The sequence below is a fragment of the Lentzea sp. NPDC054927 genome (genome assembly GCF_053610285.1).
The window spans coordinates 396021-419097 of sequence record NZ_JBSGXZ010000003.1 but is presented as its reverse complement, the minus strand read 5'-3'; the positions used below and the strand labels follow the sequence as shown (position 1 = coordinate 419097).

The 23077-nt window shown below is 69.6% G+C and carries 16 protein-coding genes; 11 read left to right on the top strand and 5 right to left on the bottom strand.

The genetic code is table 11. The annotated features are described in order from the left end of the window. The first annotated feature begins 2 nt into the window (after positions 1-2). Both ACWGE0_RS08040 and ACWGE0_RS08035 read left to right on the top strand, forming a co-directional pair. Positions 3-1592, top strand: a complete 1590-nt coding sequence (locus ACWGE0_RS08040; protein ID WP_452260194.1) for an AMP-binding protein — start codon at positions 3-5, stop codon at positions 1590-1592. Continuing rightward, positions 1589-3970, top strand: a complete 2382-nt coding sequence (locus ACWGE0_RS08035; RefSeq protein WP_452260193.1) for a bifunctional salicylyl-CoA 5-hydroxylase/oxidoreductase — start codon at positions 1589-1591, stop codon at positions 3968-3970. Before ACWGE0_RS08040 ends, ACWGE0_RS08035 begins: the two co-directional genes overlap by 4 nt. Here the strand turns inward: ACWGE0_RS08035 and ACWGE0_RS08030 are convergent. The 4 genes from ACWGE0_RS08030 to ACWGE0_RS08015 form a co-directional block, all read right to left on the bottom strand. Next, positions 3954-6578 carry a PKD domain-containing protein gene (locus ACWGE0_RS08030; protein ID WP_452260192.1) on the bottom strand — a complete coding sequence of 875 codons (2625 nt, stop codon included), beginning with the start codon at positions 6576-6578 and terminating at the stop codon, positions 3954-3956. The two genes, ACWGE0_RS08035 and ACWGE0_RS08030, sit on opposite strands and share 17 nt — an antisense overlap. Next, positions 6575-8776: a transglutaminase family protein gene (locus tag ACWGE0_RS08025; protein WP_452260191.1), complete on the bottom strand. Its 2202-nt coding sequence runs from the start codon at positions 8774-8776 to the stop codon at positions 6575-6577. Before ACWGE0_RS08025 ends, ACWGE0_RS08030 begins: the two co-directional genes overlap by 4 nt. 206 nt (positions 8777-8982) lie before the next feature. After that, positions 8983-10278: an MFS transporter gene (locus ACWGE0_RS08020; RefSeq protein WP_452260190.1), complete on the bottom strand. Its 1296-nt coding sequence runs from the start codon at positions 10276-10278 to the stop codon at positions 8983-8985. 204 nt (positions 10279-10482) lie between these two features. After that, positions 10483-11439, bottom strand: coding sequence for a threonine ammonia-lyase (locus ACWGE0_RS08015; RefSeq protein WP_452260189.1), 957 nt, complete (start codon positions 11437-11439; stop codon positions 10483-10485). A gap of 302 nt (positions 11440-11741) precedes the next feature. Here ACWGE0_RS08015 and ACWGE0_RS08010 point away from each other — a divergent pair, with 302 nt between their 5' ends. Genes ACWGE0_RS08010 through ACWGE0_RS08000 form a run of 3 tightly spaced genes read left to right on the top strand, consistent with a single transcriptional unit; the run spans position 11742 to position 15581 of the window. Next, a complete protein-coding gene (locus tag ACWGE0_RS08010; RefSeq protein ID WP_452260188.1) occupies positions 11742-12947 on the top strand; it encodes a hypothetical protein in 1206 nt (401 codons plus the stop codon). Positions 12948-12970: 23 nt separating this feature from the next. Next, positions 12971-15052, top strand: coding sequence for a tetratricopeptide repeat protein (locus ACWGE0_RS08005; RefSeq protein ID WP_452260187.1), 2082 nt, complete (start codon positions 12971-12973; stop codon positions 15050-15052). Positions 15053-15062: 10 nt separating this feature from the next. Then, entirely contained in the window at positions 15063-15581 is a 519-nt protein-coding gene (locus ACWGE0_RS08000; protein ID WP_452260186.1) for a flavin reductase family protein, read from the top strand. Here the strand turns inward: ACWGE0_RS08000 and ACWGE0_RS07995 are convergent. Further along, complete coding sequence (locus tag ACWGE0_RS07995; RefSeq protein WP_452260185.1) at positions 15552-16469, bottom strand: AfsR/SARP family transcriptional regulator; 918 nt, start codon at positions 16467-16469, stop codon at positions 15552-15554. The two genes, ACWGE0_RS08000 and ACWGE0_RS07995, sit on opposite strands and share 30 nt — an antisense overlap. A gap of 318 nt (positions 16470-16787) precedes the next feature. Between ACWGE0_RS07995 and ACWGE0_RS07990 the strand changes: the two genes are divergently transcribed. The 6 genes from ACWGE0_RS07990 (at position 16788) to ACWGE0_RS07965 (ending at position 23012) form a co-directional block, all read left to right on the top strand. After that, positions 16788-19091, top strand: coding sequence for a DUF7617 domain-containing protein (locus ACWGE0_RS07990; protein ID WP_452260184.1), 2304 nt, complete (start codon positions 16788-16790; stop codon positions 19089-19091). A gap of 99 nt (positions 19092-19190) precedes the next feature. Continuing rightward, the gene (locus ACWGE0_RS07985; protein ID WP_452260183.1) at positions 19191-20081 is read left to right on the top strand and encodes an ABC transporter ATP-binding protein; all 891 of its coding nucleotides are present in this window, start codon (positions 19191-19193) and stop codon (positions 20079-20081) included. After that, on the top strand, positions 20078-20827 hold the full coding sequence (locus ACWGE0_RS07980; protein ID WP_452260182.1) for an ABC transporter permease: 750 nt from the start codon (positions 20078-20080) through the stop codon (positions 20825-20827). Before ACWGE0_RS07985 ends, ACWGE0_RS07980 begins: the two co-directional genes overlap by 4 nt. Beyond that, positions 20824-21888 carry a sensor histidine kinase gene (locus ACWGE0_RS07975; protein WP_452260181.1) on the top strand — a complete coding sequence of 355 codons (1065 nt, stop codon included), beginning with the start codon at positions 20824-20826 and terminating at the stop codon, positions 21886-21888. Before ACWGE0_RS07980 ends, ACWGE0_RS07975 begins: the two co-directional genes overlap by 4 nt. After that, positions 21885-22487: a response regulator gene (locus tag ACWGE0_RS07970; protein WP_452260180.1), complete on the top strand. Its 603-nt coding sequence runs from the start codon at positions 21885-21887 to the stop codon at positions 22485-22487. The genes ACWGE0_RS07975 and ACWGE0_RS07970 overlap by 4 nt, the downstream gene beginning before the upstream one ends. Before the next feature lie 153 nt (positions 22488-22640). After that, complete coding sequence (locus ACWGE0_RS07965) at positions 22641-23012, top strand: cupin domain-containing protein (RefSeq protein ID WP_452260179.1); 372 nt, start codon at positions 22641-22643, stop codon at positions 23010-23012. Positions 23013-23077 lie beyond the last annotated feature (65 nt).

Below are 23077 nucleotides of genomic sequence, written 5' to 3'. Positions count from 1 at the left end.
CCATGGACACCTTCGCTCGTGACCACCTCCCTCCACCGGCGCTGTGGCCGGCCATCGAGTTCACGACGCCGGAGCTGAGCTACCCGGAACGCCTCAACGCCGCCACCGAACTCATCGACGTGCCGGTGGCGACCTTCGGGCCGGACCGCCCGGCACTGCGTACGCCTGCCGGCGAGGTCTGGTCCTACGGCGAGCTGAGGACCCGTGCGAACCAGGTGGCGCAGGTGCTGGTCGAAGACCTCGATCTCCTGCCAGGGCAACGGGTTCTGCTCCGGTCGCCCAACAACCCCTGGACGGTCGCCGCGTGGCTCGGCGTGCTCAAGGCGGGCGGTGTGGTGGTGACGACCATGGCGGCGTTGCGGGCTCGTGAACTTGCGCCGATCGTGGAGCGGACCCGTCCGTCGATCGCCTTGGTGGACAACAGGTTCGCGGAGGACCTGGAGGAAGCGCTGTCGTCGCTGAAGGTCGTGGGATACGACGACCTCGTGGCGCGCGCCGGGACGAAGCCGGGGGAGTTCAGCGCCATGGACACCGCGGCCGACGACGTGGCGCTGCTGGCTCCGACGTCCGGGAGCACCGGAACACCCAAGATCACCGTGCACTTCCACCGCGACGTCCTGTCCATCGACAACACCTTCGGCCGTCACGTGCTCAGGCTGAACGAGAACGACCTCGTCGCCTGCACGGCTCCGTTCGCCTTCACGTTCGGGCTGGGCATGCTCGTCGTGTTCCCCTTGCGGGCCGGTGCCTGTGCTTTGCTGACCGAAGCCGCCACTCCCGCACAGGTCGCGGATCTGGTGGAGCAGCACGGAGTCACGGTGCTCGCGACGGCGCCGACGGCGTACAAGGCGATCCTGCGCGAGGGGATCGACGAGAAGCTGAAAGGCCTGCGGACCGCGGTGTCGGCGGGCGAGCACATTCCGCAGGAGACCTGGCAACGGCTGCACGACCGGCTGGGGCTCAAGGTGATCGACGGCATCGGTGCCACGGAGTTGTTGCACATCTTCATCTCCGCCGCCGGGGACGACATCCGGCCCGGCGCCACGGGAAAGCCGGTACCGGGCTACCGCGCGACCGTTCTCGGTCTCGACGGTGAGGAGCTCGGCCCCGGTGAGCTGGGCCGGCTCGGCGTCATCGGCCCGGTCGGCTGCCGCTATCTCGACGACGCGCGCCAGAAGGACTACGTGGTGGGTGGCTGGAACGTCACCGGCGACGTCTTCCACCGCGACGAGGACGGCTACTTCCACTACCACGCCCGCAACGACCACATGATCGTCTCCTCCGGGTACAACATCGGCGGCCCGGAGGTCGAGGAAGCCGTCGACACCCATCCCGACGTGCTGGAGTCCGCCGTCGTCGCCAAGCCCGACGAGGAACGCGGGTCGATCGTCTGTGCCTTCGTGGTGCTGCGTGACGGGGTGGTGGGTGATGCGGCGAAGGCCCGGGAGATCCAGGACCACGTGAAGCGGACCATCGCGCCCTACAAGTACCCGCGTGACGTGCGGTTCCGCACTTCGTTGCCGCGCAACGCCAGCGGCAAGCTGCAGCGGTTCGCACTGCGCAAGATCGTCGAGGACGAGGAGCCGGCGTGAAGATCGCGATCGTCGGCGGTGGCCCCGGTGGCCTGTACCTCGCCGCGTTGATGAAGCAGCTCGACCCCGCGCACGACATCACCATCTGGGAACGGGACGCCCCGGACGTCACCTTCGGGTTCGGCGTGGTGTTCTCCGACGAGACGCTCGGCGGCATCGAGAACGCCGATCCGGAGTTCGCCGACGCGATGTCCCGCCGGTTCGCTCGGTGGACGGACATCGACATCCACGTCGGAGGCGAGAGCCACACCGTTGGCGGGCAAGGGTTCGCCGCGATGAGCCGCAAGGAGCTGCTCGGCCTGTTGCAACAGCGGTGCCGCGACCTGGGCGTGGTGGTGCACTACTCGACGCCCGCTCCCGAGGTGAGTGCTTTGCGCGCGTCGCACGACCTGGTGGTCGGCGCGGACGGCGTCAACTCGTTGGTCCGGCAGTCCTCTTCGGATGTTTTCCGGACCACTTTGGACCGGCGGCACAACAAATACATGTGGCTCGGCACGGATCTGGTCTTCGAGGCGTTCCAGTTCTTCATCAAGGACACCGAGTGGGGAACCGTGCAGGTCCACGGCTATCCCTACTCCGACAGCGGGTCCACGTTCATCGTCGAGATGCACGAGGACGTCTGGTGCCGCGCCGGTTTCGACACCGGCGAGGAGTTCCCGCCGGGTGTCTCCGATGATCGTGCCGTCGAACGGATCCGCGAGCTGTTCGCCGCGGAACTGGCCGGGCACCAGGTGTTCGCCAACAACTCGAAGTGGCTCAGTTTCACCACCGTGCGCAACGAACGCTGGCACGGCGGCAACCTCGTCCTCGTCGGCGACGCCGCGCACACCGCGCACTTCTCGATCGGCTCCGGCACCAAGCTCGCGATGGAGGACTCGCTCGCCCTCGCCGCCTGCCTGCACGAACACCGGGACGTCGAGACCGCGCTGACGGCCTACGAGGCGGAACGGCGCCCCGTCGTCGAGTCCACCCAACGAGCCGCTCAGGCGTCCCTGGAGTGGTTCGAGAACATCGGCATGTACGTGGGGCAGGAGGCGACCCGGTTCTGCTTCAACCTGCTGACCCGCTCGCGCCGCATCACCTACGACAACCTCCGCACCCGCGACTCGGACTTCGCCGACCGCGTCGACGCCGCTTTCGCCGCCTCGCAAGGACTCGAGACGGTCGCGCCGGCGATGTTCCAGCCGTTCCGCCTGGGACAGCTGGAACTGAAGAACCGCGTGATCGTCTCGCCGATGGACATGTACTCGGCGGTCGACGGCGTGCCGGGCGACTTCCACCTGGTGCACCTGGGATCCAAGGCCATGGGCGGGCCGGGTCTGGTGATGACGGAGATGGTGTGCGTCTCGCCGGAGGGCCGCATCACGCCCGGCTGCACCGGCCTGTGGAACGACGAGCAGCGCGACTCGTGGGCGCGGATCGTGTCGTTCGTGCACGAGCGCAGCACCGCGCGCATCGGTTTCCAGCTCGGCCATTCCGGCCGCAAGGGCTCGACCCGGCTGATGTGGGAGGGCATGGACGAACCGCTGCCCGACGGCAACTGGGAGACGATCGGTCCGTCACCGCTGCCGTACGGTCCCGGCTCGCCGATTCCGCGCACGGTCAGCCGTGACGACCTGGACCGGATCACCGCCGAGTTCGTGGCCGCCGCCCAGCGCGGCGCCGATGCGGGCTTCGACCTGCTCGAACTGCACTGCGCGCACGGCTACCTGCTGTCGTCGTTCCTCTCGCCGATCGCGAACCAGCGCACCGACTCCTACGGCGGTTCGCTGGAGAACCGGCTGCGCTACCCGCTGGAGGTGTTCGAGGCCGTCCGCACGGTGTGGCCCGCCGAGCGCCCGATGATCGTGCGCATCTCCGCCACCGACTGGGCCGACGGCGGCAACACCGAACACGACGCCGTGGAGATCGCCCGCGCCTTCATCGCCCACGGCGCGGACGCGATCGACGTCTCCTCCGGCCAGGTGACGGCGGACGAGCGCCCGGCGTACGGCCGCTCCTACCAAACCCCGCTGGCGGACCGGATCCGTCACGAGGCAGCTGCCGCCACCGGCACCGCGGTCATCGCGGTCGGCGCCATCGCGTCCTACGACGACGTCAACTCCATCCTGCTGGCGGGCCGCGCCGACCTGTGCGCGATCGGCCGCACCCACCTGTACGACCCGCACTGGACCTTGCACGCGGCAGCCGAACAGGACTACCGCGGGGCGCAGTGGCCAGTCCAGTTCCGGGCGGGCAGCCGCAAGCCGCCGACCGCGCGCACCGACGCCATTCGCCCGCGCCTGTCGTTGTTGCGGGCTGACGCGCCGGACCGCAACGTGCACCTGCGCTGGACGCCGCACCGCCCGCTCGTGGGTGGTGTCATTCCAGCAGGATGATGCTGAAGTCCTTGCCGGGCGCGACGGCCATGACGTCGCGGTACTTGGCGGGCACCGTGGCCTGGCTGTCGGCGTTGTGCCCCCAGCCGAACGCGGTGCCGTCCGCCTTGATGGCGAGGTTGTGGTTGTAGCCGCTGCTGACCGAGACGACACCGCTCTGCGCGGCGGGCGGTACGGGGAACGGACCGTTGTTGAGGCCGTCCGACCAGCTCTCCGAGATCACCGAGCCGTCGTTCAGCAACACCTGACAGGACTGGTAACCCGCGGCCACGGCCACCGCGGTGCGCACGATCCTCGTGAACCAGCACGGAGTGTTGGAGTGCTGGGTCCAGATGAAAATCGTGCCGTCGTCCTTCGACACCATGCTGTGATGCGGGCCGGCCGAGACGGTGGTGACGCCGCTCAGCGCCTCCGCCGGTACCACGTTCGGCTGGTCGTAGTTCCGGCCCCATTGCACGACGGAACCGTCCGACTTCAACGCCAGGCTGTGTTTCTCTCCGGCGGAGATCGCCACCACACCCTGCCGGGCCGCTGCCGGTACGTCGTTCAGCCCCGTGTCCGGCGAACCCCACGCGATGACGGAACCGTCCGACTTCAACGCGACGCTGTTGCGCTCGCTGGCGGAGATCGCGACCACTCCGCTGAGCGCCTCAGGAGGGACGTCCAAGTAACCCGATCCCCAGTCGTCGTCGCCCCAGGCGAGGACCGAACCGTCCGACTTCAACGCCAGCACGTGGCTCCTGCCCGCGTCGATCGCGATCACGCCGCTGGACGCGCCGGCGGGGATCTCCACGGGTTCCCAGCCCCAGTCACCGGCCTTGTCGCTCCAGCCCTCGACGGCGCCGCGGACGACGGTGAGCTGACGCGAGGACCGTGCGCTCTTGGTACCTCTCGTGATGGTGAGCGAGACCGTGTAGGTGCCCGCCGCGGCGAACCTGTGGTTGAACTCCGCCGTGTGCGCGGTGGCCGTCGGCGTGGGTTCGTCGGGTCTGGTCACCCTCCACTCCCACCGGTCCGGCAGCGCGGTGCTCTCGGCGCTGAAGTGCACGGATTCGCCGATCACCGGTTTGGGCCGCCCGACGTCGAGCCGGGTGATCTCCGGCGGTGCCTCCGCCGGGTGCACGGTGACGGTGGTCTCCGCCTGCGCGGTCGTCCCGCCGTCGAAGGTGGCGACGGCGCGGACGGCGAAGGATCCCGGTGTGCTCCAGCTGTGGCGGACGGTGGCGCCCACGGCCTCGGTGTCGTCGCCGAACGACCAGCGAGTGGTGGCGGTACTGGCCTGTTGCAGCACCACCGTCAGCTCGAACTCGTCACCGACCGCGCCGCGCAGCCCAGGACTGACCACGATGGACATCGCCAGAACGGGCGCTTCCGGTGGTGTGACCGGGTTCGTCTGCGGCGTTCGGCCCAGGTCCGAGGGAAGTCCCAGACCGGGTTTCTGCTTCTGGTGACCGACCTTCGTCGCCTGGTCCGTCTGCCGGTGCGGATCGGGTTTGGGCGGGGTGTCGCTCGCGGCAGGGCCTTCCGCGTACTTGGCGATCGTCCGGACGTTGCCCGTCAGGTCCAGCACTCCGGCCGCGCTGCCGTCCGGGTCGTTGAAGAACACGAACCCGTCGCGGGCGAGCAGGTCGAACCGGACCGGCCGGTCGAACAGCCTGCCCACCGAGACCACGCGCGAGGTGGCGAGATCGACGATCGTCGCCTGTCCGGTCGAGTAGTCGGGCACCACCGCGTGGCCGCCGACCTCGATCGGTGCTCCGAGGTCGGCACCCGCTGAACCGACCTGCACGGGATCGGCGCAGGAACCCTGGCCGAGGTCGCACACGATCAGTTCGGCGCGGCTTCGGGACGCGATGAACACCTTGGACCCGGCCGCGGAGCCGCTGACGGCGATCTGGTCGTTCGCGGGCAGGTTCGCCCGCACGGACCGGGTGACGGCACCGGTCTCGGCGGAGAGCAGTTCGACGGTGCCGCGTTCGGGATCCACCAGCGCGGGCCGGCCACCGGTGATCGCGAGGCGGCCGGACCTGGTCGCGGTCGTGCGGGTCAGCGGACCGGTGGCGGGCAGCCGGACGACGTCGCCCGTCCTGTCGTCGATCGCCCACAGCAGGCCGCGGCTGTCGACGACGGGGCTGTCCGGACGGATCCGAGTGGCCAGCTGTTTCGCTTCTTCCCTGCGTTCCAACGTCTCCGGTTCGGCCGACACGGCCATTCCACTGTGGACGTCGAGGCTGTAGACCTGGTCCGGTGCGGGCTTCACGACGAGTCCGGGGCTCGCGGGCAGCACGGCGGCCGATCTGATGACGGTCAGGGTGGCGCTGTCGACGCGGCTCAGTTCACCGGTCGCCTGGTTCAGGACCAGGGCGGCGCCGCCCTCCTGGGCGACGCTCAGCGCGGCACCCGGCTCGGCGACCTTCACCGCGGTCGCCAGTTCGGCGGTGACGCCGTCCACCAGCGCCACCGTGCCGGTCGCCTTGGACACCAGCCAGGCCGTCCCGGCCTGAACGCGCACCTGCGAGGTGTCGTACCCCGGCCCGGCCACGAGCACGGCACCGGTGATCGCGGTGACGGCGGCGAGCGCGGTCAGCAGCCGCGTACGTCGTTTCATCGGTACAGCCCCTTTTCCAGGCCTTCCAGTGCCGTTCGCAGCCGCCGTGCCCGGCTCCACCTCGTCCACAGTGGACGCGGGTTCGCCGCCGCCAGGAGTGCTGCCGCACGACCGTGCTGCGAACGGAGCTCGGTTCTCAGCCGGTCCGTCAGGTGCCAGGCCTGATCGGCCTCCGGCCGGCCGATGTCCTCCGGCGCGTAGGTCGCCGTGGTCGCGAGCCGCGCTGCCGCCCTGACCGTGTCTCCGAAGTCGCCCACGTGGTCGGCCACCTCGTGGAAGGTGAAGGACAACGGCGGCGAGATGCCGCGCTCGGTCAGCCGGTCGAGGAGTTCGTGCCAGGCACCGAGCACCCTGGCCGCGTGGCCGGGGTTGGTGCGGCGTTGCCTGCGGCGATGGGCTTTGGCGATGATGACGAACCCGCCCGCGACCATCAGGAGCACCGCCAAAGCCGGTACCAGCAGCAGAGTGTCGCGCAGGACGGCGGTCCAGCCGAACCCCCAGCCGTCAGCCGCTTCGGCGGGCGGTGACGACGCGGGCGGGGCGGCCGCCGCCGCGGTCGCCGGTGCGGCGGGGGACGGTGGCGCCACGCGGGGCACCTCCGGCGGTGGGGTCAGGGCGCCCCTGCTCACGGAGAAGGCGGGATCGAACGTCACCCAGCCGTACTCCGCGAAGTGCACCTCGGACCACGCGTACGCCTCGAGGTTGCTGACCTCGAAGAGACCGTCGCGGTGGTCGCCGAGCCGGTAGCCGACGGCGACCCTCGCCGGATAGCCCCACATCCGCGCGAACAGCGTGAAAGCCGAGACGTGCTGCTCGACGAACCCGCCCGCGTTCGCCGGGTCCGTCATCATCCGCGTGACAGCGGCGTAGGAATGCCCCGGTGGACTGTTCAGCTGGTTGGGCTTGTCCTGCAGGTCGGCCAGGAGCACCTGCAGCCGGTCGACGGGACGGGGCATCGTGTACCGCGCGGCCAGCTCCCGCAGGGCGTCCGGCACGCCGCCGGGGAGGTCCGGCGCGTTGTTCGGAGTCGTGACGGCTTGTGCGAGCTCCTCGTGGTAGGGCTTGACGACGACCTCGCCCGTCACCTCGTAGCTGAGCCGGGACAGGTTCGTGCTCGTGCCGACCACGACACCCGAGCCAGGATCGAACCCGAACCGGTCCTGCCCGTCCGCGGTGAGCCGGGAGGGCCAGCCGATGACCGGCAGGTAGGGGCCGGAGAACTCGTTCAGCTCGATGCGCGCGGTCACCGGCGTGCCGCGGGTCTGCGCGGGGTCGGCGGTGAGGTGGCTCCCCGCCATGCGGTACTCGTCTCGTGACTTCCAAGTGGTGCCGTCGAAGACGTCCAGTGCGGCCGTGCGCACCCGATCGATCCTGTCGACGTCCTGGCGCGCGACCCGCACGGTGAACAACGTGCGCGCCGGGGTTTCCCTGAGCTGGCCCTTCACCCTGGACAACGGGGAAACGGTGTCGGTGCTCGTGATCGCGGGCGCGAGCCGGTCGCGGGGGTCGAAGCGGTGCTCGCCGGAGGCCAGCGGCAGCGCCTGACCGCCTGCGACGCCGAGCAGCGCGCTGACGACGACCAGCAGGGCCGCGGTGGCCAGTGCGGCGATCGACCGGGGCGACTGACCTTCCACGCGCACGGTGCCGGTGCTCCGGTGGGCCCGGACCGCGATCAGCGGTAGGGCCGCCGACAGGAACACGACGGTGGCGGTCGCGTGGCCGCCGGTCTGGTTGCCGGCGACGACCAGGGCGAACAGGAAACCCGCGAGCGGAGGGGCCAGTGGTGCGAGCACGTTGCGCGTGCGCAGGACGAGCAGGACCGCGGTGAACGCCGCCGCCCACGTCGCCAGCGCCGGGACGGTCAGCAGTTCGTCCCACGGTTCGACCGGCACGACCACGGTGAGCAGGCGGTTCCAGCTGCCGCGCAGACTGCCCAGAGCGAGTGAGCTGTCGCCGCGGAACACCCCGAACACGACGACGAGCACCGGTCCGAGCACGGTCAGCACCGCGACGGACCAGAGGCGCCGGTGGCCCAGAGCCGCCGTCACGCCACCGATCAGGCACGCGAACCCCAGCGCGAGCAGGTGGCCGGGCGTCGTGAAGAACCCCTGGTAGACCAACGCCCCGGCAGCGGCGGCCACGACCGCCAGCACCACCTCGGCCACGACCAGGCCCGGCACGAACCTTCGCCACGTCACCGCGTCACCACCCGTTGGCGACGCGGTGAGAGTGGATGGTCACGTCCAAGACACCCGACCGCACAGCCATCAGCCCCCCAGCCTCCGACCACGGCCTCAGGGCGGCGGCGGACCCTCAGAACCGCCGTACAACGCCCGGTGACCGGTGAATCGTCCGTCGCAGACTACTTACCGCGACAGCGGAGACCCAGCCCCGGGTTGCCGCGTCACGACGCGGCGCTCAGGGCGACGGCGGGTACCGCGCTCACCGGACGCAGCCGGAACAGCGCGAGCGAGGCGACCAAGCTGATCCCGCACACCGCGACGATGTAGGTGGTGACTCCGGACGACGACCCGGTCTCGTTGAGCAGGGCCGTCGAGATCAACGGCGCCAGTCCGCCACCGAGCAACGCGCCGAGTTGCAGCAGCAGCGAGGACCCCGAGTAGCGGACGTTCGCGGGGAACGTGTCGGCGACGATCGCGCCCTGGACGCTGTGCGTGATGGGGATGATCAGGCCCATGCCTGCCAGCGCGAGCAGCACGACGGCCGTGTCGCCGGTGTTCAGCAGCGGGAAGAACGCCGCGCCCCACGTCATCAGCGCGAGCGAGCCGACGACGAACATCGTGCGCCTGCCCCGGCGATCGGCGACCGCTGTCCACAGTGGAATGGTCGCCAGCCACAGCACCGACGCCCCGGTCACCGCGAGCACGAGGAACTGCCGGCCCAGCCCCAGATGTGACGTGCCGTAGGACAGGGTGAACACCATGAACAGGTAGGCGACCGCCGAGTTCGCCACGATCGCGAGCAGCGTGATCGCCAGGCGACCGGCGCCGACCGACAACGCCTGCCGCAACGGGAACCGGACGATGTCGTGCCGGTCGACCGCGGTGGCGAAGGTCGGTGTCTCGGTCACCCGCAGGCGGATCACCAGGCCCACCACCACGAGCGCCGCGCTGAGCAGGAACGGGATCCGCCAGCCCCACGCGGAGAACGCGGCGGGCGACATCGCCGTGCTGGTCAGCAGGAACACCGTGTTCGCCAGCACCAGCCCGGCGGGTGTGCCCATCTGCGGGAAGCCCGCGTACCTGTTGCGCTGCCCGGCCGGCGCGTGCTCCATCGCCATCAGGTTCGCGCCCGCGTTCTCGCCGCCCAGCCCGATGCCCTGCACGACCCGCAACGCCACCAGCAGCACCGGGGCCCACACTCCGATCGCGGCGAAGTTCGGGATCGCGCCGATCAACGTCGAGCCGATGCCCATCAGCACGAGCGACACCACCAGCATCGACCTGCGGCCCACGCGGTCGCCGAAGTGACCGAACACCAGTCCGCCGAGCGGCCGCGCGACGAAGCCCACCGCGAACGTGCTGAACGCCGCGAGCGTGCCCGCCGCGGGAGACAGCGACGGGAAGAACTGCTTGTTGAAGATCAACGCAGAGGCGGTGCCGTACAGGAAGAAGTCGTACCACTCCAGCGTCGCGCCGGTGAGAGTCGCGAGCGCTACCTTGCGCGGTGGGGGAGCCATGTCACTTCTACCTCCAGTGCGTCCGGTGCCGCAGGAGCGTGGCGGGCGGGCACGAACACCTTCCGCTCCGACCGTCACCCGTGTACAGCGGTGCCTGGCGATAGCGGTGCAGGTATGGCCTGCCGCCAGAATCGCGGGCGAACTCCAGCGTCGGCCGAGTCCGGCGCGGTGATGCCGCGACGCCGGAGAGCCGCGGTTCCGCGCTCAGCCGTTGGACCACCGCACGATGTCGGCGACCGTCGCGTTGCCGCCGCACACCACGATCCCGAGCCGCATGTCAGGCCCGACCTGCTCGACCACCGTGCGTGCCGCCGCCACCAGGCAGCCGGCGGCGGGCTCGGCCCACACCTTCTGCGTCTCCGCCAACGTGATCGAACCCTGCACGGCCTCGGCGTCGGACACCACCAGCACGTCCTCCAGCAGTGCGACGGCGTGGTCGTAGGTCAGCTGCGACGCGTGAGGTGCCGAGAGCGTCGAGACGATCGACGTCGGCGTGATGTCCACGGGGCCGCCCGCGGCCAAGGCCTGGTGCATCGCGTCGGCGCCCTCGACCTCGACGCCCCACACGCGGACACCGGGCACGAGCGCGTGGAAGGCGGTGGCGACACCCGCGATGAACCCTCCGCCGCCGATGCTCACGAGCACGTCGGTGAGGTGTGGGGCGTCGGTGGCGAACTCCAGGCCCACGGTGCCCTGGCCGGCGGCGACGATCGGGTCGTCGTAGGGGTGCACGAGGGTCGCGCCCGCCGCTACCAGGTCGTTGAGCAGTGCGAATGCCGACGGCAGGTCGTCGGTGAGTCGCACGTCCGCACCGGAGGCGCGGGCGAGATCCACTGACCGGGCGGGTGCGGAGGAGGGCATCACGACGGTGGCGGCGACGCCCAGTTCGTGGGCGGCGTCGGCCAGTGCGATGCCGTGGTTGCCGCCGCTGACCCCGACCACGCCTGCCGCGCGTGCCTCGTCCGGCAGGGAGAGGATCTTCGCGAACGCGCCGCGCGTCTTGAAGGAACCGCTGCGCTGCAACAGTTCCAGCTTCACCGTCGTCGGGACGCCCAGCAGCGCGGACAGCCCCGGCGAGGGCAACGTCGGCGTGCGCAGCACACGTCCGTCGATCACCTCGGCCGCGGCACGGACGTCGTCGATCGTCAGCAGGTCAGCCATGCCGCCACCTTAACCAATCGGGGAATTGTTCATCGGGTGGGCGCGCAATTCCGTTTTGGAGCACTCTTGGAGATTTCTTGGAAGGCGCGGGCAGACTCACTCGTGTCGGTATTCCAGTTTGAGGAGGTGCTCTCATGGAGAAGACCAAGACGTCGAAGATGAAGAAGATCACGGTGCGCAAGGTGGGCCCGGTTCGCCTCACGGCGGCCGCCTGCTCGCAGTACAACACCAAGCCGGTCTAAGGCGCGGCGCGAGTGCGCTGGGCCTCGGTGCCCAGCGCATCTCGCCGGAGGAGGAGCGTTGTGACCGAGTTCGATCTGGACCGGCCGGTGCCGCTGCACCCGCTGGTGTTCCTGGAGGACGGCGACGAGGTGACGATCGGCCGCGCCGACGTCGACTCGTACGGCATCTTTCCCGGTGAGGGCGCCGAACTCGTGCGCAGGCTGGTCGCGGGCGACACGCCGCGCCAGGCGGCCGACTGGTTCGAGCGGACCTACGGCGAAGACGTCGACATCGAGGACGTCGTCGCGGGACTGGACGAGCTCGACCTCATCCGCAGGTCCGGCGAACTCGCCGCGGAGGCCGGCCCGGTGCGCTTCACACGGCTGGGTGCGGCGCTGTTCTCGCCGGTGGCCTGGGCCGTTTACGCGGGCCTGGCCGGGTGGGCGCTGATCCTGATGGTGTTCGACGAGGATCTCCGGCCGAGTTATCACAACATATTCTTCTCCGACTATTACATGGTGATTCAGGTCGGACTGTTCGTCGCCGCCATTCCGCTGTTGCTCATGCACGAGTCCTTTCACGCATTGGCCGGGCGCAGGCTCGGCGTCAAGTCGCGACTGAGAATCGGGCGGCGGCTCTACTTCATCGTGCTGGAGACCTCGCTCGACGGTCTCGTGGCAGTGCCGCGCCGGAAGCGGTACCTGCCGATCGTCGCCGGGTTGCTGGCCGACGTCCTCGGGATCGCCGGGTGCACAATCGCCGCCGACCTGACGCGCCACCCGGACGGCACGTTGTCGGGTGCGGGGCGTTTCCTGCTGGCCGTCGCGTTCGCCGCACTGCTCCGCGTCATCTGGCAGTTCTTCTTCTACCTACGCACGGACATCTACGTGCTCGTGAGCACAGTGCTCGGTTGTGTCGACCTGCACGGCGCCGCCCGGCAGATGGTCCGCAACCGGTTCAGGCGGTTGCTCGGGCGCAGCGAGACCGACGAGTCGGTCCTGCATCCCGTGGACCGCAAGGTGGCGCGCTGGTACTCGTGGCTCGTCGTCGTCGGGTACACGGCGAGCCTGACGACGTTCGTGCTCGCCGGCGCTCCCGTGGCCTACCGGTTCGCCACCGGCGTGATCGGCCGGATCACCGGTGACGGCGTGCCGACAGCCCTGTTGCTCGACTCGATCGTCTTCGGCGGCGTGGCGATCGCGCAATGCGCGGTGCTCGGCTGGCTCATGGTCCGCGAACGCGTGCAGAAGCGCCGGGACAGTCGTCTGCAGCACGTCATCCACTGAGCGATTAACGGAAAGGACGCACTATGGACAGCCGCTACTGGATCCGCGCCGACCAGCGACGCGACCGGACGCACGCGCTCGCCGCACTGGAGCTGCCGCCGATCTGGGCGACTGTCGACGCCCACCGGAGGTTGCGCGGGCCGTACACCGCGGCGGGGTCGTTGCTGCGCCTGATCGCCGACGACCTGCTGGAACGGTGTCCGGAACTGGGGGAGCGGCACAACATCGAGCTGCTCACGAGCACGCCGGAGCTGGCAGGGAGGGTGCCCAGCCCGTGGCACACGCTCGAGTGGGCCGTGCAGGACAACGAACGCACCCGCTACTACTCGCGGCTGCACACCCGCAACATCGCGAACGGCCTGGCCGAGGTGCTGCGCGACTACCTGGCCGCTCTCGGCGGCGGGCCGCGCACGCTGGTGATCGATAACGCGCACCAGGCCGACCCGTCGGACCAGGAGTTCATCGCGGTTCTGTTGCGTCGCAGCGACATCCCCGACCTGACGGTGGTCGTCGGCACCGGCCGGGAGCCGCTGGCCGACCCGCGCGGCGAGATCGACGTGTCGCTGGCGGAGACCATCGCCGTGTACGCACAGGTGGTGGAAGCCCCAGTCGCGGAACACCCGTTGCCCGTCGATCCGGCACAGGCCTATGTGGACAGTGACGGCACGGACGACGATCCACGCGTGCTCGCCGCCTATCTTGAACTGCCCGGCGACGCCAGAGCCGCGCTGCACGACGCCCGGGCCGAGCAACTCGCCGGGTCCGCGGAGTTCTCGCTGCACCTGGGCGCGATCCCGTACCACCTGGAGCACGGCAGCGACCCGTCCGGCGCCGGCACCGCCGCGTTGCGCGCCGCTCTGGACCACTGCCACAAGACCGGGCTCTACCAGGCCGCCGCGGACCACGGCCTGCGCGGCCGGGCGGTCGCTGACCTCGAGGCCGACCCCGACACGTGGTGGCACCTCGTCCTGCAGACCGGGATCGTGCTGGCGGCGGTCGGGCGTGCGGACGAGGCGGAAGCGCTCTACGTCGAGGGACGTGCCGCGTCCACGGATCCGGCCGTGCACCTGGAGATGGCGTACTCGACCGCGATGTTGCACGCGCGGCACTACCCGGAGACGCAACGGGACTACGTCCGGGCACGCGCGTGGATGAACCAGGCGATCGCCTTCGCGTCACTGGTGACCGACCCGAAGAAGGAAGCGTTCCAGTCCGTGTTCACCCGCAACGGCCTCGCACTCGTGGAGGTGCGGGAGAAGAAGCCAGAGGTGGCGCTCGCACTGGTCAACGAGGGCATGGCCAGGCTGGACCGCGACCTCGAGCCACACGAGCACGAGCTCCATCGCCTGGTGCTGCGCTACAACCGGGCCCAGGTCTACGGCGGGATGGGCCGCCTGGACGACGCGCTCGCCGACTACTCCTACGTCCTCGAACGGGATCCGAACTTCCCCGAGCACCACTTCAACGTCGGCAACATCCTGCGCAGACTGGGCCGCGACGAGGAAGCGATCGCCGCCTACCGCGAGGCACTGCGCCTCTCACCACCGTTCCCCGAGGCGTACTACAACATCGGCGACGCACGGCTCGCGCTCGGCGACACCGAAGGTGCCCTGGCGGACTTCGGGTACGTCGTCGAACTGGATCCGCGGCACGTCGACGCCAGGATCAACCGCGCCGGACTCCTGCTCGCCGCTGGTGACGTCGAGGCGGCATGGCGCGATGTCGCGGCCGCTCTCGAACTCGCACCGGACAACGCACACCTGTTGTGCCTCAAGGGTCAGCTGCTCGTCGAACAGGATCAGTACGCCGAGGCGTCCGAGGCGCTGGCCGAGGCGGTGCGGCGCAACGAGCGGCTGGCCGAGGCCTGGGCGATCCGCGGCACGATCGCGGTGGCGTCCGGCGAGCTCACCGACGCGATCAGCTACCTCAGCCGGGCCATCACGCTCGACGACAACCCGGAGGCCCGGTTCAACCGCGCGGTCGCGTACGAGGAGTCCGGCGAGCTGGACGCGGCGATCACCGACTACGACGCGGTTCTGGCCGTCAGCGACGACGTGGACGCGCGGGAGCGCAGGGAACTCTGCGCCGTCGCGACGGCCAGGTAGGAGGATCGCCGTGACAGCAACGGAGAACGTGGCCGCCGCACCAGGGGTGGCCACGTTCACCGAGGCCATGAGCAGGCTCGTCTCCGGCCTGGCCGTGGTCACCACGCGGCAGGCGAACGGGCAGCCGTGCGGGTTGCTCGTCTCGTCGATCTGCTCGTACAGCGTGGATCCGCCGTCGGTGCTGGTGGTCGTCGACCACGCGTCACGATGCCGCGACTCGTTGGCGCGCTGTGTGGAGTTCGGTGTGCACGTGCTCGGTCGTGGCGAGGAACGCACCGCGCGGACGTTCGCGAGCCGTGGCGCGAACAAGTTCGCCGACGTCGGGTGGGAGTGGGACGGAGCGGTGCCGAGGCTGTGCGAGGCGCCGATCTACTTGCGTTGCATCACTTCTGCCGTGTTCGAGCACGGCGACCACACCATGTTGATCGGCGAGGTCGCCCGCACCGAGGTGGCCGAGGCCGAGCCGCTGGTCTGCTACCGGCGGCTGTTCGACTGGCGGTTAGGGAGAAACGGCGTGCGCCAGCCGTAGCCCGGCGAGGCCGCGGTCGTGCCGGTGCCCGCGGTCGAACGGGACGTCCCCGCTGAGGATGACCTGGTGCATGGCCCGCAGCCGTGGTCCCGGCTCGATGCCGGCGTCACCGGCCAGCACCCGGTACGCCCTGGCATAGGCCGTCAACGCATCGGCGCGGCGCTCGGCCTGGCACAGCGCGAGCATCAGTTGTTCGTGGAACCGTTCCCGCAGCGGATAGGTCGTGCACAACTCCTCGAGATCACCCACCGCGAGATGACCGTCGCCGTGGCAGAGCAACACGTCGAACCGATTGCGCAACAACTCCAGATATTCCTTCTCGAGTCGCAACACCTCGTGGTCGAACATCCCGGTCTCGCGCAGATCCGCGAGTGGGGAACCGCGCCACAGACCGAGTGCGGCATCGAGCTTCTCCCGTGCCCGCACGCAGTCACCGGCCGCGATCTCGGCCTGCCCTTGTTTCGCCAGTTCGCGGAATCTGGTGAGGTCCAACTGGTGTGGTTCCAGGCAGAGCACGTAACCGGACGGCCTGGTGTTGAGAACGGGATGCGAATTCCTCGCGCTGATCCAGCCAGGGGTCAGCACTCGTCGCACCGCCGTCACATATCCGTGCAGCGCGGCGATGGCGGAACGGGGAGCACCACGGCTCCACAACTGGTCCACGATGCGGCGCGTCGGCACGAACTCGTTGGCGTGCAAGGCGAGCAGTGCGAGCAATGCCCGTTGTTTCGGTGCGGTCGGTGTGCATCTTCGATTGCCCCGAGTGAGTTCGAACGTCCCTAGAACCCGGAAGTGCAGTGGTTCGTCTCCCGCTGCCAAGTGATCGCCGCCCTTAGTCCAGATCGTGGTCAGGACCAACTCGGTGAGTGTCGGGGAGCATTCGGTCATCGAGGTAGTGCTCGGCACGAAACTGCCCATGTCATGCCTCGAACGCGAGTGCCCATAACGAAGCCGAATGAACGCACATCAGGTTCCCGGATGGGCACTTCAACGGCGTTCAGGTGAATTTGCATTCGGGGCCGAAGTGGAATCTGTTGTCGAGTGACATCTGCCCGCCGGCGCTGTTGGTCTGATGGGGCAGACGTCGGGGGCACGAGGGTGAGGGGGTGTGATGAGCGTGGACCGAATCCCTAGCGTCAGCGGTCAGTTCCCGAAACTCACCCCGCCGCTGAAGGGATGTTGCTCGTGCGAAGACGTTTGCCGGCAATGGTGCTAGCGAGCGTGCTCGCCGGCAGCGCTGTCACCGCTGCTGTTCCAGTGGTCGCCCAGCCACCTGTTTCCACGCTCACCAAGTCCGTGCAGGGCGTGTCCGATCCCGCCGCACACGGAGACACCGCCACCTGGGTCGTGTCGTACGCGAACGGCGCCCCCGGTGCCGCCACCATCACCGACACCATCAGCGCCGGTCAGACCTACCTGGCCGGTTCGCTGCAGGTACCGCCGGGCTGGACCGGCACGGAAGGCAACCCCGTCAGCGCGACGAATCCCAACGTGCGCAACGGTGGCAAGGCGCTTTCCAGCCTGCTCACGCCGCCCGTGCAGGCCAGCGCGAGCTCCACCGGTGGCGACGGCTTCACCCCGATCCTGCAGCGGACGCCGGACGGGCGCCTGCAGGCGTGGAACGTCTACCACCACGTGTCCTACGCCGCTCCGAAGCTGGTGTGCACGGACCTGACGACCAGCACGCTCTGCGCCGGCGGTCCGTGGCCGAAACCGCTCAACACGACACCCGGCCCGTTCGGCACCGGGTCCACCGGTGACATCTCCAGCCCGTTGGAGCCGCAGTACGTCCGCGATCAGGCGAACCCGGCTCGGGTGTACTGCTCGGCCACCACGACGACCTCGATCGGCGTCGGCTGTCTCGACCTCGCCGCGCCCGGCAACTGCGGGTACTGGCCGCTGATGCCCCGCGGCGGGCAGACGACCGAGCTGGCCGGGCTCGTCCAGGTCGGCGGAAACCTCTACGGAGTAGCGACTTCCGGCCACGTCGTGTGCTGGACGGTCGCCACGCAGAGTGCGTGCGGCTCCCAGCCCTACGCGCCGATCGTGCCGTTCACCAACAGCAACAGCTACTACCTCGGCGCGCACACCGTCGCCGGGGGCAAGGTGTTTGCGTCGTCGTCACCGTACGGCGGCGGCGTCCCGGTGCTCGGCTGCTTCGACCCCGGCACCACGAGCGCGTGCGCGGGCTGGCCGTCCCCGAAACCGATCGGGCCGTCCGGCAACTACACGTACAACGCCTACACCGCTTACAGCACAACGGGTGCGGAGACCTGCGCGTGTTCCAGCACAACCGGCGGCCTCAACGTCACCACCTGCTACGCGGTCGACGGATCGTCCCTGCCCGCTCCGTCGGCCGCGGCCGGACTGGAGGGCGGGGTCATCGCCTTCAACCCCGAGGTGATCCGCACCGGTGACCGCGTGCGCAGCCACATCGGCATCTGGAGCGGCCCGTACCTGGGCGCGGCGGTGTGTCACGACTGGAGCACCGGAACGTCGTGCGCCGGCGTGCCACCGCGCATCACCCATCCCACCGTCAACGGCGGTGACACAAGAGATTACGGCTACGCCTACGACGTCCCGACCGGCTGCCTGGTCGGCCTCGGTGACGCCGGCGTGCTGTTCTCGATGGATCCTGACACGGGGGCGTCGCCGTGCGTACGCAGTGGCGCCTCCGTGTCGCTCACCCCGTCGCAGTTCTACTGCGACGGCAAACCGCACGCCGTCACGTACACCAAGGCGCGCCTCATCGGCGTGACACCCGCGAACGTGAACTTCGGCGCTTCCACCGTGAAGGTCGTCGACCAGGGCGGAAACCCCGTCACCACACCAGGTTTCGCACCCGACGGGACGGTGGACCTGAGCGGTGTGTCCGCCACGACGCTGACCGTCACGGCGTCGCTCGTGCTGAACAACGCGTCCGACTTCGGTGGCGGCAACAAACCGTCGCTGGCAGTGGAGTTCACCGGCGACGCACCGCAGATGTGCTTCCGCACCACGATCTCCGCGGACTGCCCGGTCACCTCGGTCGCCAACACCGCGGGCGCCACCGACATGACCGGCAGCATCATGTCCAACACCGTGACCCGGCAGGTCGCGCCGGGTGCGGCGTGTATGCCGAACGTGGTGGTGAACAAGGAGATCTGCTCCTCGCACACTCCCGCTCACTGCAAGGCGGGCGGCGCCGGTCCGTGGGTGAAGGAAGCACCCGTGGGCGTGCTCGGCCTGCTGTTCGCAACGGCGTACTGGCGGATCACCGTGACCAACAACGGCCCGATCCCGATCGCGGACGCCTACGTGGTCGACGACGTGGAACCGGCCTGCCAGACGGGACCGTTCGCGTTGCAGCCCGGTGAGTCGAAGCAGGTGCACTGCTCGACATACGCGCTGCTGTCGCTGTTCCCCTTGACCAACAAGGCGAAGGCGAAGTACACGCCGCCGAACTCGGTGCGGACGTACACCGACTGGTCGTCCGCCAAGGCCTGTTCACTGCTCTGCGTGCTGAACTGATCGCTCTGGAGTCGACGCGGCCGAGCTGACATTTGTCATCTCGACGAGGTGACGTCACCTCACTACTGGTGACAGCCCCCGCCGACCAGGCTGAGCACCATGGAAACGGTCCTAGAAGTACGTGGGGCGCGCTACAACTACGGCGCCACGCAGGCATTGGCCGGCGTCGATCTCGACGTCGGCGCGGGGGAGTGCGTGGCGTTGCTCGGCCCCAACGGCGCGGGCAAGACGACGCTGGTGAACCTGGTCGTCGGCCTGCTCGCTGCCAAGGAGGGCAGAGTTCGCGTCCGCGGCGGTGATCCGCGGATCGCGTCGACCCGGCGGAACCTCGGCGTGGTGCAGCAGTCGCTCGGGTTCCCGAACACGCTGAAGGTGGCCGAACTGGTCACCGGGGCCGCGGTGCGGGCGGGGCTGGCGCGGTCGGCCGCCGGGCCGATCATGGCCGAACTCGACCTGACCGACCTGGCCGGCCGGCGCGCGGCGAAGCTGTCCGGCGGCCAGAAGCAACGGCTGCAGCTCGCCATGGCACTGGTCGCCGAACCGCGGTTGCTGGTGCTGGACGAACCGACCGCCGGCCTGGACGTGCCTGCCCGCAAGAGGTTCTGGCAGATCCTGGAGGAACGGCGGGAGCGCGGCACCGGCGTGCTGCTCACCACGCACCTCATCGAGGAGTCGTCCGCCGTGGCCGACCGCGTGGTCGTGCTGGACCGCGGCAGCGTGATCGCCGGTGGGACGCCGGACGAACTGGTGGCACGGTTGCCCGATCGCACGGTGACCGTGCGGACGGCGTTGGTTCGTGCGCGCCTGGAGGAAATCCCCGATGTGGCGTGGGTGCGCAACGACGGCGACCACGTGCATTTGGGCACGCGCACGCCGGAAGCGTTGCTGCGGGTGCTGCTCGCGGAGGACCCCGGCCTGACCGATCTGCGGGTCGAGGGCGCCGGGCTGGAAGAGGCAGTGGCGGGACTGATCGAGAGGGGTGCGGCGTGACTGTGAACATTGCTGGGAAGGTCTTCGGTGTCGAGCTGACGGACGAGCTGAGGGGTATCGTCCGCGAGCCGGCCGCGCTGTTCTTCTCCATCGTGATGCCGGTGGCGTTCTTCGCGCTCTTCGTGTCCCTGTTCGGGAAGTTCAGCAGCGGAGGGGTGTCGGCGGGCACCACGATGGTCGCCACGTTCGGTGCGTTCGGCGTGATCTCGGTGGTGTTGATGAACCCCGGCATCGGCGTCGCGGCGGATCGGGAACGCGGGTGGCTGCGGGCGAAGCGGGTGTCCGCGGTGCCGATCGGCGTGACGCTGGCGGCCAAGGTGGTGGCCGCGCTGCCCTACGCGGCGGGGGTGCTGCTGGCGATGATGGCCACCGCCGCGATCACCGGGTCGCTGGACGCGCCGGTGCCCGCGTTGTTGCGGATGCTCGCAGTGCTGGTGGTGGGCGCGCTCCCGTTCGCGTTGCTGAGTCTGGCGATCGGTTTCCAGGTCGGGTCCGGTGCCGCTGCCGCTGTGCTGAACGCGATCCTGATCCCGTCGGCCGTCGTGTCCGGGCTGTGGATGCCGTTGTCGATGATGCCCGGGTTCTTCACCGACATCGCCCGGTTCCTGCCGACCTATCACCTGGCGGGGCTGGCGCGTGCCCAGCTGACCGGTGGGCCCGTGCTCACGCACGCGCTGGTGTTGCTCGGCTCGACGATCTTGGCGGCGGGACTGGCGGCGGTGTCGTATCGTCATGCCCGGTCATGAAAAAAGTCGCTGGGATCTCCCGCTGGTTGCACCTGATCTACCTCGGGAACCTGTTGTGGGCACCGGTGTTCGACCCGGCCGCGAGCTGGGCGGACTGGGCGCTCGTCGCCGTCGTGGTGGTGGCCTTCGTCCCGATGTACGTGCTGGCGTGGCACCGGCCGGACCTGGTCCGCTGGTGCTGCACGGTGCCGACGGTGGTGCTCGGCGCGCTGGCCACGCCGTTCAACACCGGTGCGGCGGTGCTCTTCGTCTACGCGGGGGCGTTCGCGGGCCTGTCGGAGTCGCGGCGGGTGGCGATGCGGTGGTTCGTCGGGCTGACCGCGCTGATCTTCCTGTTCGCCGTGGTGTCGACGGTCGAGCTGCCGTACCGGCTGTGGGGCCTGCTGCCGTCGTTGATCTTCCTGTGGCTGATCGGCATCCTGCAGGTCGAGTGGGCGGAACGCGACCGCGAGGCCGCCGAGCTGCGCATCCGCAACGCGCGGGTCGAGCATCTCGCCACCCTGGCCGAACGCGAGCGCATGGCCCGTGACCTGCACGACCTGCTCGGCCACACGCTGACCGCGATCATCCTGCGTGCCCAGCTGATCGCCGCGGATCCGGCGCGGGTGCAGCAGGAAGCGGCGGAGATCGAACGCACGGCCCGTGCGGCGCTGGGCGAGATCCGCGACGCCGTCACCGGCTGGCGCAGCGCGAGCCTGGAGACCGAGCTGGAGGCGGCGCGCACCGCGTTGACGAGCCTCGGCGTCGAGGTGGTCGTGCGACGTGACCCGGACCTGACGATCGTCGGCTCGACCGAGCACGAGCTGGCACTGGCGTTGCGCGAAGCCGTCACCAACGTGGCCCGGCACGCTCAGGCGACAACGTGCCACATCGGGATCGAGGCCCGCGGCGGCGAGCTGTGCCTGGTGATCGCCGACGACGGCATCGGCAGCCGCGCGCCGGAGGGCAACGGCCTGACGGGCATGCGCGAACGCATCGCGGCGCTGGGCGGCCTGGTCCGCCGCACCGGCTCGGCGGGCACCACCGTCACCATCGCGGTTCCGCTGCGGGTGGCCACGTGATCAGGGTCGTGCTGGCCGAGGACCAGGCGATGGTGCGCGGCGCGTTCGCCCAGCTGCTGGACCTGCAGCCGGACGTCACCGTGGTCGCGACCGCGGGCAACGGTGACGAGGCCCTCGCGGTCGTCGCCGAACACCGCCCGGACGTCCTGCTGACCGACATCGAGATGCCCGGCCGCACGGGTCTGGACGTCGCGCAGGAACTCGCTCGCCGCGGCGATCCCACCCGGATCCTGATCATCACGACGTTCGCCCGCAGCGGCTACCTGCGCCGCGCGATGGACGCGGGCGTGGCGGGGTACGTGCTCAAGGACGCGCCGATCGCGGACCTGGTCTCCGCCCTGCGCCGGGTGCACGCCGGCGAACGCGTCGTCGCACCGGAACTCGCGATGGCCGCCTGGGACAGCGCCGATCCGCTCACGCCCCGCGAACGCGAACTGCTGCACGAGGTCACGACCGGCGCGAGCAACGCGGACATCGCGGCCAGGCTGAACCTCGCGGAGGGCACCGTCCGCAACTACCTGTCGACGGCGATGGCGAAGCTCGGCGCCCGCAACCGGTCGGACGCGGCGAACATCGCGCGGGACCGGGGCTGGCTCTGACGCTCCGGCCTCCATGGCCGCGAACACGCCTGGTGACCGGTTGTTGACCGTCCGAGTTCCGGTACTTCGGCCCGGTGATTGGGGTCCTCTGCCGCGAGCGAGATGGGCATCGGCGTGGTCCGCTGGATCTCCGAGGGGCCGAGGAGGTCGATCATGTCTGGTCTGCTGGTCAAGAGTTTCAACGCGCCCGAGGAGACCCGGCCCTTCGAACAGGGCATGGGGCATCTGGATCTGGTCAACTCCGAAGCGGGCGCGGTCGGCAGGGCCGTGTTCGAGCCGGGCTGGCACTGGGCGGAGCACGTGAAGCCCATCGCCGGCACCGACAGCTGCCAGGTGGCGCACAAGGGCTACTGCGTGTCCGGCCGGATGAAGATCGTCATGGACGACGGCGAGGAGGCCGAGTTCGGCGAGGGCGACATCATGATCGCCGAGCCGGGGCACGACGCGTGGACCGTCGGTGACGTGCCGTGCGTGATGATCGACTGGCAGGGCATGGACGACTACGCCAAGCGGGACTCCCGCTGACCAAGGAGAAACGGCCTGCCGGACATGTCGTCGGCAGGCCGTTGTCGTGTGTCCGGGGGGGGTAA

Bases quoted from the DNA above. Each gene is read 5' to 3' on its own strand.
- ACWGE0_RS08040 (WP_452260194.1), top strand. From the start codon at position 3: ATGGACACCTTCGCTCGTGACCACCTCCCTCCACCGGCGCTGTGGCCG.
- ACWGE0_RS08030 (WP_452260192.1), bottom strand. From the start codon at position 6,578: ATGAAACGACGTACGCGGCTGCTGACCGCGCTCGCCGCCGTCACCGCG.
- ACWGE0_RS08020 (WP_452260190.1), bottom strand. From the start codon at position 10,278: ATGGCTCCCCCACCGCGCAAGGTAGCGCTCGCGACTCTCACCGGCGCG.
- ACWGE0_RS08015 (WP_452260189.1), bottom strand. From the start codon at position 11,439: ATGGCTGACCTGCTGACGATCGACGACGTCCGTGCCGCGGCCGAGGTG.
- ACWGE0_RS08005 (WP_452260187.1), top strand. From the start codon at position 12,971: ATGGACAGCCGCTACTGGATCCGCGCCGACCAGCGACGCGACCGGACG.
- ACWGE0_RS07995 (WP_452260185.1), bottom strand. From the start codon at position 16,469: ATGACCGAATGCTCCCCGACACTCACCGAGTTGGTCCTGACCACGATC.
- ACWGE0_RS07990 (WP_452260184.1), top strand. From the start codon at position 16,788: ATGGTGCTAGCGAGCGTGCTCGCCGGCAGCGCTGTCACCGCTGCTGTT.
- ACWGE0_RS07985 (WP_452260183.1), top strand. From the start codon at position 19,191: ATGGAAACGGTCCTAGAAGTACGTGGGGCGCGCTACAACTACGGCGCC.
- ACWGE0_RS07975 (WP_452260181.1), top strand. From the start codon at position 20,824: ATGAAAAAAGTCGCTGGGATCTCCCGCTGGTTGCACCTGATCTACCTC.
- ACWGE0_RS07965 (WP_452260179.1), top strand. From the start codon at position 22,641: ATGTCTGGTCTGCTGGTCAAGAGTTTCAACGCGCCCGAGGAGACCCGG.